The sequence below is a fragment of the Alteromonas sp. S167 genome (assembly GCF_036864375.1).
Taxonomy (GTDB): domain Bacteria; phylum Pseudomonadota; class Gammaproteobacteria; order Enterobacterales; family Alteromonadaceae; genus Alteromonas.
Map to the genome: position 1 here is coordinate 235,830 of NZ_JAZETR010000001.1, position 16,939 is coordinate 252,768.

At 47.0% G+C, this 16,939-nt stretch carries 3 protein-coding genes and 1 tRNA gene; all 4 read right to left on the bottom strand.

Annotated features, from left to right (window positions below; all coding sequences use genetic code 11):
• Positions 1–4 precede the first annotated feature (4 nt).
• Positions 5–682 (bottom strand): hypothetical protein, encoded by a 678-nt coding sequence (locus tag V7R35_RS00985; RefSeq protein ID WP_334012714.1) that lies wholly within the window; start codon positions 680–682, stop codon positions 5–7.
• A 141-nt stretch (positions 683–823) separates the two neighbouring features.
• On the bottom strand, positions 824–1,333 hold the full coding sequence (locus V7R35_RS00990; protein WP_334012715.1) for a hypothetical protein: 510 nt from the start codon (positions 1,331–1,333) through the stop codon (positions 824–826).
• Between the two features lie 441 nt (positions 1,334–1,774).
• Positions 1,775–1,850, bottom strand: a tRNA-Arg gene (locus V7R35_RS00995).
• A 191-nt stretch (positions 1,851–2,041) separates the two neighbouring features.
• Positions 2,042–16,792: an Ig-like domain-containing protein gene (locus V7R35_RS01000; RefSeq protein ID WP_334012716.1), complete on the bottom strand. Its 14,751-nt coding sequence runs from the start codon at positions 16,790–16,792 to the stop codon at positions 2,042–2,044.
• Positions 16,793–16,939 lie beyond the last annotated feature (147 nt).

The following is a 16,939-nucleotide window of genomic DNA, read 5'->3' on the forward strand; positions in this document are numbered from 1 at the left end:
TTAACTATTCGAGTGTATGCTCTACGGCGAGAACGAGGTCTCCACCGAATTTCTTATTTTCGGTGTATTTTATAATGACTGGGCCTTTTTCAATTTCTTGCAAAGGAATTAACACGCGTCTGCGCTCTAGAGGGCGATATACTGCAACGTTATTCAGCACACCAAGTACTTTCCCATCAGGTGTCTCAACCGAAAAGTTACCAAACAAAGAGCGATTTCCCTTTCTAGTAACCCATACTTGAACATTTAAAGTGCCGTTGTGCATCACCGTTGATGGTTCTACCAACGCTGACTCAACAAACACCTCACCGTGTCGAACAATAATCGGTAAGCTATAGGCTAGTTTACTAGCAAGATTAATATTACCACCTTCAGTTGGCGCAAGCTCAGAGCTAATTCTTACAATTGCTCTATATTCTCCGTGCTCTAAACCCGATGGTTTTCGAAGTGCAAATCTTATTGCCTGACGTTCACCCGGTTGAATTTCACCGCGTTTAGGTGAGAAACGGATAAAGTCGAGGGCAGAATAAGGCTCTTCACTTACAACGTAAATTGAACCTTCTTCGGTCATCGCATTAAGGTCAAGCTCTGCCGTGAATTTCATTGGGCTTCCGCCTGTATTTCTAAGCTGCAAAGATTCCGAGCGAGAGTTCGAATCAAAGAATACTCTGAACTTTGACATTGCGACGTTTGCCGAGGCAAAGCTAGAAAATAAGAGAGCGAAAATGAAAACGGTGTTATGGATAGGTTTGAATTGAAACATAAACTACTCGACTACGAAAAAGGAAAAAGGGCGCTTTATCAAGCGCCCATAGTAATCGATTTACTGGAAAGTAACATCAACCACGTAGTCAGCAGTGTATGTTGAACCAGGTGTAAGTGCAGTGGTTACAGTCATAACACCGTATACATCAATAGTGATGTCATCAGCAGTAGCATTGGTTGTTATGGAAGTAGTAGTACTATCTGCGATATTGATATGAGGACTTGTTGCGTTATTGATATCGTATTCAGCATCAAAATCTACATTGGCACCACCAGAACCGGTTACAGTGATATTCATTGGTGTGTTTGCAGAAAGAGAAGAAACCGTTACAAGACCAATGGCGATGTTTGCGTCAGCAGCATCGCAGTCACCGCCTACAGAACCGTCGTCCGCCATAGTACATGCTGCACCTACTTGTGGCTGCATTGCACCGAAGTGAAGAGGCGTAGTATTTGTAATGCTTGCATCAGAAATTGCGTTTACTGATGCAGTGTAGGTAGCTGTTGCAGCAATTGATGAACCAGAAGCTGCAGACAATAGCGCTAGCGCGATTAAACGTTTTTTCATTGTTATATCCCAAATTATCCCAAAAAGAGCGTTTGGTAACCAAACTGCTCACTAATTTTATGATTTTATTTTTAATAAATGTACGCCTTGGAGACTGCAAGCATACTTCACAATCTATTCAACCACTGACTTGACAAATTTAAAAGTATGTTAACATATACTTAAAGCATTCTTTTCTTACTTTTCAGTATATTAAAAAACGATAATAAATTTAAATGTTTGATATAAAAGTTTTTTTTATGGTGAACAATGTGTGTAAACGGTTTCCGAAATAATTTCATACTTTCGTATAATTTTTCAAAAAACACTGATTTACATGGTTTTTTTGCAAAAAAACGGTTTGCCGATCGAAGAAAGGGTGATTTTTTCTGTGAATACAGGAATATTTGCGATCAGCGGATAGAGTAAAAATGCTAAAGGTATGTATAAATATAAGTATTTTGGCGTCCCCACCGCGACTCGAACGCAGATCTAAAGCTTAGGAGGCTCTTGTTTTATCCAGTTAAACTATGGGGACACGGCATTTATTATACTTAAGTCTTCAAAATTCTAAAGCGTTGATGTTATTAAGTTTATGTGCGCTTGATTTACAGTGGCCAACGCTGGTGTGACTTCCTGTAGCTAGCAGCCCAAATTAGTTGATCAAGGTAATATAAAAAGGCCCCTTCGAGTGAAGAGGCCTAGTATTTTCATTCAACCTGCGAAGCATTAAATATCCGTAGGTGGCAGCTTATCTATTACGGTTTGCAAGATCTCAGAGTCAGTCGGAGAGTTTGATATTGTACTATCGCCGCTCTCGTCTACACTCGTTTCGGATCCATTGTTATCTACCGTCATGTCTTCTTGCGATCCCAAGTCGTCTTCTAACGTTGGAATTATCAATTCCTCCGGTGGAAGCTCAAGATCAACTTGCTCAAAGGTGACTACCGTTGAACTGTCTTCAGTTGCGATATCATCAGAACCTGGAAGCGTGATGGTATCGTCAGGCATGCCAATAACCGGAATAGTTTCATCAGGTAGAATCGGTGTAACGTTTCCATCAGATTGCGGCTGCGGTGTTTCCTTACTACCTGGCTGCAGAACGATCTCGCTAATTGGCTCGTCGCCTGCAGTGTTACTCTCTTCAACACCACCTGTACCGACAGCGCCGCCAATCGCATCCTCACCAGGTAAGGTAATTCTAGACTCTGGAGTTGTAGGCGAAACAGTTCCTTCATTAAGAGGAGTTATCTCAACACTTCTACCAGTCTCTGTAATAAGCGCATTGTCGTTGCTTTCATCTACTAATCCCGTTTCGGAAACAGTGACTACCGTTTCATCATTTTCCGGTAAAGTGATGGTGTCCATAGGTGGAAGCGTAACTGTTGCATCTACTGCGATAGGTGCAACGTTGCTTACTCTGCCAGTATCCTCAATGTTCGTACGTTCTGTAACAAAACCTGCTGTTTCACCACTACTTGTTGACGATGAAACTGTATTCTCATTCGAACGTACAGTGTCATCTTCTGGAAGCGTAATGGTATCGTCAGGCATGCCAATAACCGGAATAGTCTCATCAGGCAGAATCGGTGAAACCTCTCCGTCAGATAGCGGCAGCGGTATTTCTGTGCGACCTGTTTGCAGTGCGATCTCGCTAATTGGATCGTCGCCTGCAGCGTCACTTTCTTCGACACCACCCGTACCAACAGCTCCGCCAATCGCATCCTCACCAGGTAAGGTAATTCTAGACTCTGGAATTGAAGGCGAAACAGTTCCTTCATTCAGAGGCGTTAATTCAACACTTCTACCAGACTCTGCAATAAGCGCATTGTCGATGCTTTCATCCACTGATGTCGTTTGAGAAACACTGGCTATAGTTTCATCATTCGCAGGCAAAGTAATGGTGTCCATAGGTGGAAGTGTAACCGTTGCATCTACCGCGATAGGTGTAAGATTGTTTGCTCTTTCAGTATCGTCGATGTTCGTACGTTCTGTACCAAAACCGGCTGTTTCACCACTATTTGTTGACGATGAAACTGTATTCTCATTAGAACGCACAGTGTCATCTTCTGGAAGCGTAATGGTATCGTCAACCGGTAACGGTGAAATTAGAGACGCGCCTAACGCCATAACGCTGAATGCAGATGAACCAGATTGCCCAGCAATATCCTCATTGCCAACTTGGCTACTTGAAGTAACTGCACTGCCACCTCCAATAGGCCCAGAAGCCCCTACTATACTGAAAGCAAAATCATCGTTCGGTATGGTAATGGAGTCTTCAGGCTGAACTGGTGCATCCGATATTCCAGTGTTGTCATTTGTGAAATCGCCAAACAGCGAGTCTTCAAATAGCGAGATTGAACCACTGCTGCCGGTATCGTTTATCTCATCACCATTAGAGTCATACTCTTGTGTAAGCGTAACAAGATTTCCGGCTGCGTCGGTCATCGCTACTTCAATAGTTACAGTGGCGAGAGCGCCTAAGCTTAGTCCAAGAGAAGCTATTTCAAAACTGCCATCAGATTGCACCAATGCAGTTTTAATGATCGGTAGCCCCACTTGAACACCAAGTAATTCAACGGTCAGAGTTACCGTAAGTTCAAAGCCTTCAAATTCTTGCCCAACGGTGCCACGCAATATTTCTGAACCTAATATTCCAGTATCTAACTCTGTAATTTGAATGTTAGGCGCTACGTTAATTAGCTGCGTTAGCGATGTAGTTTCAGTACCACCGCTACCATCAGACACGCTGGCTGAAACCACCAAATCTCCTACTTTTACAGGAGCAGCAGGTACCACGCTGAAAGTACCGTCATTTTGAACGGTTGCCGTTTCGTTATATACGTTGCCTAATGCGTCAGTAAGTGTGAAAGAAACCACTTCGCCAATACGATCGCTAGTGCCAGAAATCGTTGGGGTCAGCGAAGAGCCGTCAATTGGATCTAGCTCTAGCGTCGTTAAATTAACGCTCATCACACCATTTGTGTTTAATGTAGCAATAGACGTTGTTCCATCATTCACATCAATAATTTCTGCATCGACAGTAAGTAGCCCGTCTACAAATGCCTGCGCAAAATCAATACTGAACGTACCGTCGTTACCTACGGTTGACGTAATAGTCTCTGTATTGCCCAACCTATCGGTAACCGTAATGCGAATAAGATCGCCTACGTTCTCACTTTCACCAGTGATCGTTGGTATAGCATTTTCGAAACTCAGTGAATCGATGCTAAGTACATCCAGATCTACATCAATTAATCCCGTAGTTGTGATATTGGCAAGGGCATTGTTCCCTGAATCCAAAATAGTGGCGTCTACAGTCAATAAGCCATCGGCAAGGTTTGCCGTTACGGGAATAGAGAAGGTACCGTCGTTAGACACAATACCCGTTACGGTTTGTGTAGCGCCGGTGCCATCGGTGATAAGCAAGCTAATGGTTTCACCAATAAACTCGCTTTCGCCGGTGATAGTTGGTGTAGCAGAATTAAAGTCTAAAGAGTTCAGACTTAACACATCCAGATCTACATCAATCAACCCCGTAGTTGTGATATTGGCAAGGGCATTATTCCCTGAATCCAAAATAGTGGCATCTACAGTTAATAAGCCATCCGCTAAGTTTGCCGTTACTGGAATAGAGAAGGTGCCGTCGTTTGCCACAATTCCCGTTACGGTTTGCGTTGCGCCGGTGCCATCGGTAATCAGCAAGCTAATGGTTTCGCCAATAAACTCACTTTCACCGGTGATAGTTGGTGTAGAAGAATTAAAGTCTAATGAGTTCAGACTTAGAACATCCAGATCCACGTCTATCAAACCAGTGGTAGTGACATTGGCTAATGCATTATTCCCTGAATCCAAAATAGTGGCATCTACGGTTAATAAGCCATCCGCTAGGTTAGCTGTTACAGGAATAGAGAAGGTGCCGTCGTTTGCCACAATTCCGGTTACGGTTTGCGTTGCGCCGGTGCCGTCAGTTAATAGCAAGCTAATGGTTTCACCAATAAACTCGCTTTCGCCGGTGATAGTTGGTGTAGCAGAATTAAAGTCTAAAGAGTTCAGACTTAACACATCCAGATCTACATCAATCAACCCCGTAGTTGTGATATTGGCAAGGGCATTATTCCCTGAATCCAGAATGGTGGCATCTACAGTTAATAAGCCATCCGCTAAGTTTGCCGTTACTGGAATAGAGAAGGTGCCGTCGTTTGCCACAATTCCGGTTACGGTTTGCGTTGCGCCGGTGCCATCGGTAATCAATAAGCTAATAGTTTCACCAATAAATTCACTTTCGCCGGTAATGGTTGGCGTAGCAGAATTAAAGTCTAAAGAGTTCAGACTTAGCACATCTAGATCTACATCAATCAACCCCGTAGTTGTGATATTGGCAAGGGCATTGTTCCCTGAATCCAGAATGGTGGCATCTACGGTTAATAAGCCATCCGCTAGGTTAGCTGTTACCGGAATCGAGAAGGTACCGTCGTTGGCCACAATACCCGTTACGGTTTGTGTAGCGCCGGTGCCATCGGTGATAAGCAAGCTAATGGTTTCACCTATGTATTCGCTGACACCAGTAATAGTAGGCGTTGCCGAGTTGAAGTTAAGTGCATCAATGCTTAGTTCGCTAAGGCTTACGTTAATGATGCCTGTTACATCAGCGGTTACTAAATTGTTGTCTGCATCAAGTACGCTTGCTTGGACAGACAGCAAACCTTGTTGAAGGTCAACGGGGACCTGATAGCTGAACGTACCATCATCTTGCACCGTTACCGATACTGTTGTTGTGCTGCCATCAGGCTCGGTAAGCGTGAGTTCAACGGTGCTGCCAATGCGTTCGCTTATACCAGAGATTATCGGTGTTAGGGTAGACCCATCAATGGCGTTTAATTGAAGCACTGGTAAATTGAAGTCAACAATTCCACTAGTGTTAAGTGTCACCAAATTACCGTCGCTGCCTAATACCGATGCGTCTATATCAAGCAAGCCTTGGGCTAAATCGCTTGGTACAGTAATTGAGAATACACCGTTATTTTGCACTACCGCTGTAAGGGTTTGTACCGCGCCACTGCTATCTGTAAGCACGAGTGTTACGGTTTCACCGATTCGCTCACTTACGCCAGTAATCGTTGGTGTAAGTGAATCTAAGGTTAATGTATCTAGTTGCAGCACAGGGAGTGTTAGGTCAAGTACGCCCGATGTGGACACAGTGACTACATTGCCATCGCTACCGAGTACTGATACATCAACGTCTATAAGGCCTTCACTTAAATCGCTTGGCACGGTAACGGTAAAGAACCCATTGTTTTGTACAACCGCCGTAAGGTTTTGAACAACGCCGTTACCATCGGTAACAACCACAGTAACAGTTTCACCGATGCGCTCACTCATACCCGTTATGGTTGGGGTTAGGCTATCAAGGGTTAAGCTGTTAATGTTCAGCACCGGAATAGTTAGATCAAGAATACCCGAGGTGCTAACTGTTGCTAAGTTGCCGTCAGCATCAAGCACTTCTGCTTGCACGTTTAGTAAGCCTTGCGCCAAATCGGTAGGTACGTCTACCGAGAACGTACCGTCGTTTTGAACAATAGCTGTAAGTGTGTAATTGCCGCCATTACCGTCTGTTAGCGTAATGGTAACTTCACTACCTACACGCTCGCTGATACCGGTTATGGTTGGGCGAAGTGTATCTAACACCAATGCGTCTAAATTGATGACCGGCAGCGATACATCAACAATACCCGATGTTGTCACTGTTGCTAGATTGCCAGCATCGTCAAGCACCGATACATCCACAGAAAGCAGCCCTTGCGGTAAATCGCTTGGTACAGTAATGGAGTATGTGCCATCGCCCTGCACTGTGGTGGTCAACGTGGTTTCATTACCTGCGCTGTCGGTAAGTACTATGGTAACGGTAGTTCCAGCTTCACTTAGCCCGCTTATGGTTGGACGAAGTGAATCTAGATCGGTGATATCAACTGTAATTGACGGTGGAGTGATATCGATATCACCCACCACAGTTACACTTGTAGTATTGCCCGCTTCGTCAGTAATTTCGGCGGTAATGGTGACCGCACCTTCAGGTAAATCACTTGGAACCGCTATTGAATAGGTACCGTCGCTTTGTACCGTGGCACTTAGCGTTTGTGTGCTGCTATCGCTGCCAACTACCGTGATGGTTACTGTGGCGCCAATTTCGTCACTGGTTCCACTAATAACCGGGGTTAAATCGTTCACCGCGCCCAATGCGTCAATAGTAAGAATTGGCGCGGTTACATCAATTTCAACGTCTGTGGTAACGGTACTGACTACGCCATCGTCAACAGTAACTTCAATGGTAGCGGTACCTTCATTAAGCGTTATAGGCACTGTGCCTGAGAAGGTTCCATCAGGTAGCACCACAGTGTTTATGGTAACCACTTCACTGCCATTTTGAGAGATAACGATAGTAACTGGCGTACCAGCAATGGCATCGGTGACACCTGACACTACCGGCAAGTCGCTTACAACATCAGCGGTGAGATCTAGCGTTATGCTTGATGCTGTAAGATCTAATTCTAAGATTGTGGTTTCAACTGAAGAATTACCCGCAGGGTCGGTCGCATCGACTTGTATTGTTAGCAGACCTTCTGCAAGTGCATCGGGTACCACAACAGAGAAGTCGCCAAATTCATCAACAATAGCCGTTAAGATTTGCGTATCACCATTTGAATCTGTAATGGTTACAAGAATCTCTGTACCTTCCTCAAGGTCTACAGAGCCTGAAATTTCTGGGGTGGCAACGTTTATTACGCCGTTTTGGTCAATGCTAATAATAGGTGCTGTCGTGTCTACTTCAGCGTTAATCGACGCATTAACAATATTACCGGCCTCGTCGAGTACCTGAGCACTTACGGTAAAGTTACCATCTGCAAGAGGTAGCGGCACATCCACACTCCAACTGCCATCAACTTGAACTACGGCCGCAATGGTTTGCTCAATGCCCGTACTACTTGTTACCGTTACTAGTACGATAGTACCTACGCTCACATCCGTAGAGCCGGTGATAGTTGGCGTTGGATCGCTGGTAAGGTCAATAGGGTCGATGACAATGGCCGGTGGCGTAGTATCTACTTCACCCGTATCAGTGGCCGTTGCACTGTTTCCGGCGCTATCGCTTACTGTTGCACTTACGGTGAAGTTACCTTCTGCAAGCGCAGTAGGTACTTCTACAGAATAAGTACCGTTCGCTTGTACTATTGCTGACAGGGTCTGAACCGCTCCATTGCTGTCTGTAACCGTAATGGTTACTGTGGTTCCAGCTGCAGCATCGGTGGTGCCGTTAATAACCGGAGTGGTATCGTTGGTGACATCATCAACATCCACGGTAATGGTGGGGGCCGTGACGTCTATCACACCTGTATCAGCATCGCTTGCGGTATTTCCGGCGTCGTCAGTGGCACTTACTGAAACAGTAAAGCTTCCCTCAGCCATAGCAGCAGGCACATCCGCGCTAAATGTGCCATTAGCGGCCACAATCGCCGTGAATACTTGCGTAACGCCAGCATTATCTACCACAGTAATTTGAACACTACTTCCAGTAGGTAGGTCTGTAGAGCCAGTGATGGTAGGCGTTGTATCGTTACCTGTACCTGGATCGTCCACACTTATCACAGGGGCCGTAACGTCAATAGTGCCGTTTTCCGTGTCTGACGCAGTATTACCAGCAAGGTCGGTAACTTGAGCTTCTACTGTATAGCTTCCTTCAGCCAAATCGACAGGTACTTCAACGCTGAAGCTACCGTCTGACTGCACCGTTGCAGTTAAGTTTTGAACGTTACCCGCACTGTCCGTGACGGTTATAGACACCGTACTTCCTGCTGGCTGGTCGGTAGTACCGGTAATTAATGGCGTAGCATCGTTTCCTAAACCTGGATCTGCAACGTCAACTGCGGGTGAGGTAGTATCAACCACACCACCTGTTTCCGTATCTGTTCCAACATTGCCACTACCATCAGCAACTTCAGCTTCTACAGTGTAAGCACCCTCAGCTAAATCGGCAGGTACGCTTGCGCTGAACGTGCCATTTGCCTGCACAGTGGCGGTAAATGTTTGTACGTTGCCCGCGCTGTCAGTCACCGTAAGCGTTACCGTACTGCCCACTGGCGCATCAGTAGTACCGCTGATTAACGGCGTAGGGTCGTTGGTTTGACCTAACGGGTCAATATCGATATTCGGTGCACTTGTGTTAATGGTGCCACTGTCACTCACCGTTGTGGTATTGCCTGCAGCATCAGTGGCGCTAGCCGTTACGGTGTAATTACCGTCAGCTAGGGCAGTGGGTACTTCTACAGAGAAGGTGCCATCATTATTCACCGTTGCATTAAGTGTTTGTGTGTTGCCGTTTGCATCGGTGACTACCAGCGTAACAATGCTGCCTTGTGGTAAATCGGTAGTACCGCTTAATGTAGGCGTGTCATCATTGCCGCTACTTACAGGAGTTAGCGATATAACAGGCGCGATAGTATCTACTACACCATCATTGTTTGATACCTGAACCGTGTTACCCGCATCGTCTGTGGCAGTTACTGTTACGTTGTAACTACCTTCAGCAAGTGCAGTCGGTACTTCAGCTTGATAGCTGCCATCATTGGCAACCGTTGCTGTAAACGTGTGGCTAATGTTGTTGCTGTCTGTTACCACTATGGTAACCGTGCTGCCTGGTGGTAAATCAGTGGTACCTGAGATAAGTGGTGTATCGTCGTTGGTTAGCCCTTGTGCACCAACCGTAAGTGCAGGAGCTAGCGTATCTACTACGCCGTCGTTGTCATTGGCAGTAGCCGTATTTCCTGCTTCGTCTGTAGCACTTACCGTAACCGAGTAGGCGCCCTCAGCTAGGTCTGCAGGTACGTCAGCACTGTAAGAACCATCGGCATTAACCACTGCGGTAAAGGTTTGAGCGTTGCCAGCACTGTCGACTACGGTAATAGATACTGTGCTTCCTTGAGGTAGGTCAGTAGCGCCAGAAATCGTTGGGGTTGCGTCGTTAGTAAGCGCTTGCGCATCAACAGTAATTGCAGGTGGTATGGTATCTACAATACCGCCATTTTCTGTCACCGTTGCCGTATTGCCTGCTCCGTCGGTTGCGGTTGCGGTTGCGGTATAAGCTCCCTCGGCTAGTGGCGTGCCAACCTCAATACTGTATGAACCATCTGCTTGTACGGTTGCAATGAGGTTTTGGGTATTGCCAGCACTATCGGTCACGGCGATAGACACAGTACTACCCGCAGGTAAATCGGTAGTGCCCGATATAGTTGGTGTGGTGTCGTTGTCTGCACCTAATGCATCAATTGTAAGTGATGGGGCGGCCGAATTGATGGTACCGCTTACGCTATCACTTGCAGTGTTGCCAGCTTCATCAGTTGCATTTGCCGTTACGGTGTAGTTTCCGTCAGCCAATGCCGCTGGTACTTCCACAGAGAAACTGCCATCGCTGGCAACTGTAGCATTAAAGGTTTGCGTTGCACCGGCACTGTCGGTAACCGTTATTGATACTGTGCTTCCTGGGGCTAAATCTGTGCTTCCGCTTATAACAGGTGTACTGTCATTTCCAGTACCCTGAGGGTCCAGCGTTATAACAGGTGATGTAGTATCTACGCTACCGCCAGTTTCTGTTACTGTGGTTGAATTGCCTACCGAATCAGTGGCCGTGGCAACAACATCAAAATCACCTTCAGCAAGTGCAGTAGGTACTTCAACACTGAAATTACCAGCTGCATCAACCGTTGCTGTTAAGGTTTGAACATTACCCGCGCTGTCCGTCACGGTTAACGTTACGGTAGCACCTTCTGGCAGATCGGTGGTGCCCGAAATTGTAGGCGTTGGATCGTTGTCGGTGTTAAGCGGCGTAAGTGTTAATGTTGGCGGAGTAGTATCAATGACGCCGTTTCCATCAGCTACTGTTGTGGTGTTGCCATCGCTATCTGTAGCAACCACTTCAACTGTATACGGGCCATCAACCAGCGCTGCCGGTACGTCTGCAGAGAAGTTTCCGCTTGCATCTACGGTTGCGTTAAATACCTGAACGTTACCCGCATCGTCTGTTACTGTGATAGATATGGTGCTACCCGCAGGTAAATCGGTGGTGCCAGAAATCGTCGGCGTTGAATCGTTTCCTTCACCTTGTGGCGCTAGTGTTAACGATGGCGCAGTGGTATCTATACTGCCATTTTGTGTTGCAGATGCGGTGTTACCCGCGGCATCGGTGGCTTCTGCAGAAACCGTGTAGTTTCCTTCGGCAAGTGGGGTTGGAACGTCAACTGAAAAGTTGCCATCCGCATCTACGGTTGCCGTTATCACCTGAATATTGCCCGCACTATCAGTAATGGTTAACGTTACTTCGTTACCCGCTGCAAGGTCGGTGCTACCTGATACTGTAGGCGTATTGTCGTTGCTAGCGCCAAGTGTATCAAGACTTATAGAGGGTGGGATGGTATCGATAACACCACTGATTGATGACGCCGATGCTGTGTTTCCGCTGGCATCAGTACCTGTAGCCGTAACCGAGTAAGCGCCTTCACTTAATGGTGTTAGTGCATCCACACTAAATGAGCCATCAGCATTCACTGTGGTAGTAATCGTTTGCGTGTTACCAGCGCTATCTGTGATGGTTATGATTATGTCGGTGCCAACCGGTAAATCAGTGTTGCCTGAGATGGTTGGCGTATCGTCATTACCCACCGCTAGCGCATCAAGCGTGAGTGTAGGAGCATTGGTATCAAACGAGCCTGTCTCTGAATCGGTGGCGGTATTACCTGCGTTGTCTGTTACGCTCGCTGTAACTGTATAATCGCCCTCTGATAGGTCGTTTGGCACATCTGCACTAAAGTTTCCGCTAGCATCCACGGTTGCGGTAAATGTTTGAATGTTGCCGTCACTGTCAGTTACCGACAAAGTAACGACACTACCTTCTGGCATATCGGTAGTACCAGAAATGGTTGGTGTAGCGTCGTTACTAGTACCTAAAGGCGTTAGCGAGATAGTAGGCGATGTTGTATCTATGTTGCCGCCATTTTCATTCGCTGTTGTGCTATTACCCGCGGCATCGGTAGCGGTTGCTTCTACTGTAAAGGCGCCTTCCGCTAGCGGCGTTGTAGCCTCTACGCTGAAGTTTCCATTGTCATCAACAATAGCGGTTAAGGTTTGTTCGTTGCCAGCACTATCGGTAACAACAATGGTTACTGTTGCCCCTGCGGGTAGGTCAGTGGTTCCCGAGATCAGTGGTGTCGCATCGTTGCTATCGCCTAACGTGTCAAGCGATATTGCAGGTGCCTGAGTATCAACAGAGCCACCAGTATCAACTGCTGTTGCTGAATTACCACTTCCATCCGTTACAGTTGCTGTTACGGTGTAGTCGCCTTCAGCCAGCGCGTTTGGCACTTCTGCGCTAAACGTTCCATCGCCTTGAACAATGGCTTGGAAAATTTGGGTGTTACCGTCAGCATCAACAACGGTAAGGGTTACTGTTGTACCTGGTGTAACATCAGAAGTGCCAGAAATAAGCGGTGTTGCATCGTTATCAAGCCCTTGCGCATCGAGCGTAATTGTTGGCGCTGCGCTATTAATATTACCTGTTGCGCTGTCGGTCGCTGTGTTTCCAGCGTCGTCAGTTGCAGTTGCTTCAACGGTATAGTCACCATCTGCAAGTGCATTGGGTACTTCTACACTAAAGTTGCCATCAGCATCTACGGTAGCGGTAAGCGTTTGTGTAACACCGTCATTGTCGGTTACCACTAGTGTTACAGTACTGCCTTCTTCTAGGTCGGTACTACCGCTAATGGTTGGTGTTGTGTCATTTCCGCTTGTTAAAGGGTCCAACTCTACAACCGGAGGTGTCGTATCCAAGGTTGCGGTGGTAGTAGTCGTGGATGTATCGCCATCGTCATCTGTTGCTGTAACTTCAACCGTAATTTCACCGTCAACAAGACCATCTGGTATTTCAAAACTAAAATCACCATTTTCGTCAGTAGGCACTGTTATAGTTTGGCTATTACCTTCGCTATCAGTAATGGTAACGACAACCTCTGAATTAGGCGTATCTGACGAACCGTTAAACACGTCATCGCCATCGGTAACAGGCTGTGGCTGCACAACAACATTTGGACCATCAGCATTTATAGCAGCATTAATCGACGTTGACGTTGTATTGCCTGCTTGATCAGAAACCGTTGCAGTGACACTGAAGTCACCATCTGCAAGCTCCTGCGGTACTTCAACACTGAAGCTTCCGTCTTCTTGCACAGTGGCTGTAAGATTAATTACTGTTCCATCACTGTGAACCAATTGAATGGTAACTGTGGCACCCGCGCCAGCATCGGTTTCACCTTGAATTAGCGGTGTGGTGTCATTGGTAGTGCCTATGGCGTCAAGCGATAAGGTAGGAGGCGTCGTATCAATAACCCCTGTAACCGTATTTGACGAAGAATTACCGCTTGGGTCAGTGACCGTTACGTTTACGGTATATTCGCCCTCAGCAAGTTCTGCTGGTATATCAGCATCAAAGGAACCATCGGCGTTCACCGTTGTAGTAAACGTTTGTTCGTTCCCTTCACTATCAGTCACTACAATCACAACGGTACTTCCAGCAGGCGCTGTTGTTTCACCAGAAATATTCGGCGTAGTATCGTTGGTGGGAGCAGGCTGATTTACAGTAGTTGAAGGGGCTGTAGTGTCATAGTTGCCGTTAGCTGTGGCTGTCACTGTATTACCCGCGGCGTCTGACACAGAAGCTGTTACATCGTATGCACCTGGCGCTACGTCCGCAGGTACTTCAACGCTAAACGTTCCGTCATCATTGACCAGTGCCGTAAATGTTTGTGTGTTTCCTGCACTGTCGGTAACCGTAAAACTAACCACACTTCCAGGTGCTGCATCGGTGAAGCCCGAAATTGTAGGTGTTGCGTCGCCGTTCGAGCCTGGGTCGCTCAGCGTAATGGTTGGTGCTGTGGTATCAACGACAGACGCTATACTATCTGTAGCAGTATTACCTGCTTCATCGGTAACGCTAGCGTCTACCGTAAATTCTCCTTCAGCTAGGTCTGCGGGCACCTCTGCGCTAAACGTGCCGTCTGCCTGAACAACGGCAGTAATAGTTTGCGTGTTGCCGGCACTGTCAGTAATAGTCAGCGTTACCACGCTACCGGGTGTGGCATCGGTTGTACCGGAAAGAAGTGGCGTTGTGTCGTTAGTTGTAGCAACGGCATCTAGCGCAATTGAAGGTGCAGTTAGGTCTATTTCACCTGTTGTGCTATCTATTGCCGTGTTGCCCGCTTCATCGGTAACGCTAGCGTCTACAGTAAATTCGCCTTCAGCTAAGTCTGCGGGCACTTCAGCGCTAAAAGAACCGTCAGCTTGAACAACGGCAGTAATAGTTTGCGTATTTCCTGCGCTGTCTGTAATAGTCAGTGTCACCACGCTGCCCGGCGTGGCATCGGTTGTACCAGAAAGAAGTGGCGTGGTGTCGTTAGTTGTAGCAACGGCATCAAGTGAAATAGTGGGGGCAGTAAGGTCTATCTCACCTGTTGTGCTATCTATTGCAGTATTGCCTGCTTCATCGGTAACGCTAGCATCTACCGTAAATTCGCCTTCTGCTAGGTCTGCGGGCACCTCTGCGCTAAACGTGCCGTCTGCCTGAACAACGGCAGTAATAGTTTGCGTGTTGCCGGCACTGTCAGTAATAGTTAGCGTCACCACGCTGCCCGGTGTGGCATCGGTTGTACCGGAAAGAAGTGGCGTTGTATCGTTAGTTGCTGCAACGGCATCTAGTGAAATGGAAGGTGCAGTTAAGTCTATTTCACCCGTTGTGCTATCTGTTGCCGTGTTGCCCGCCTCATCGGTAACGCTAGCGTCTACGGTAAATTCACCTTCTGCCAAGTCTGCTGGCACTTCAGCGCTAAACGTGCCGTCAGCCTGAACAAGGGCAGTAATAGTTTGCGTGTTGCCTTCGCTGTCAGTAATAGTTAGCGTCACCACGCTACCGGGTGTGGCATCGGTTGTACCGGAAAGAAGTGGCGTTGTATCATTGGTTGCTGCAACGGCATCAATTGAAATAGTAGGGGCAGTAAGGTCAATCTCACCCGTTGTCGTATCGGTAGCCGTGTTGCCGACGGTGTCAGTCACGCTTGCATCAACAGTGAACTCGCCTTCAGCTAGGTCTGCTGGCACTTCAGCGCTAAACGTACCGTCTGCCTGAACAACGGCAGTAATAGTTTGCGTATTTCCTGCGCTGTCCGTTACCGTTAGCGTTACAACACTGCCTGGAGCTGCATCTGTGGTGCCCGAAAGCAGTGGCGTTGTGTCGTTGGTCGTCGCAACGGCGTCTAAAGCAATGCTTGGTGCTGTTGTATCAATTTGACCTGTTGTTGAATCGGTTCCTGTGTTACCAACCTCGTCAACAACACTTGCATCAACGGTAAATGCTCCCTCAGCAAGCGCGGCGGGAACTTCTGCACTAAACGAACCATCAGCTTGTACCACAGCAGTTACTGTTTGTACGTTACCAGCACTATCAGTAATAGTGAGTGTTACAACACTGCCTGGCGTGGCGTCTGTGGTACCCGACAATAGCGGAGTAGTGTCGTTTGTTTCGCCAATATCATCTAGGTCTATCACTGGCGGTGTAATATCAATAACACCTGCGCCGCTGTCTGACGCCGTGTTTCCAAATGGACCAACCACAGTGGCATCAACGGTAAATGGTCCGTCTGAAAGTGGCTGTGTAACTTCAGCACTAAATGAACCATCATCTAATACCGTAGCGGTAACGGTTTGTACATTACCCTCTGCGTCAGTAATGGTAAGCGTAACAGTACTGCCTGGAATTGCCGATGTTTCACCCGTAAGTAGAGGGGTTGTATCGTTAGACGCTGGAATATCATCAAGCGTTAACAGTATATCAGCCGACTGGTCGCCATCACCTGATAGGCCATTGTTTGACGTGTCGTTAGTGTTACTCGCATTGCCTTCCTCTCCAAAAGAGGATGGTGTGGTTTGCTCACTAATTCTGTCGACACGCACAAACGTACTACCGCCATCGGCACCACCGCCGCCATTGAGACCTGCAGCGGTTGCTTCTAACGACTCAAGAATGTCACCGTCGCCTGACAATAAATCTAAAATATCATCGCCATCACTGGTCGCCTGCTGATTACCATCATTATTATCAACACCAAGCAGTGCGGCAACGTCATCTAAACTTTGATCGAATACACTGAACTCATCGTCTGAATTGTCTTCAGTAAAATCAGCTTGAAGTGGAAAAACAACATTTTGCCCTGCAGGTAAAACGCGAAGTTCGCCGTCTATCGATACAACAACGGTTGATGATGAAGGAATTTCAAGTCTGTCGCCTTCTAAAATAGTGTCGCCTTGTTGAAGCGAGACAGTTTCGCCGGTTTCGTTTCTTATTAACGTCGCTGTACCGTTTATTTCATTAACAATTACTGAGGCCATGTGTGTATCTCATACTTTTTTTGCCGATATCTTTTAAAAGTAGAAGAGATTTTTTTATTCGTTACCGGACCGTAGTACGGGTAGCCGAAAGTCTAGTGCTTACATCGTTACTCACCTAAGGAGTTACCCCTAATTTCACTTAAACTT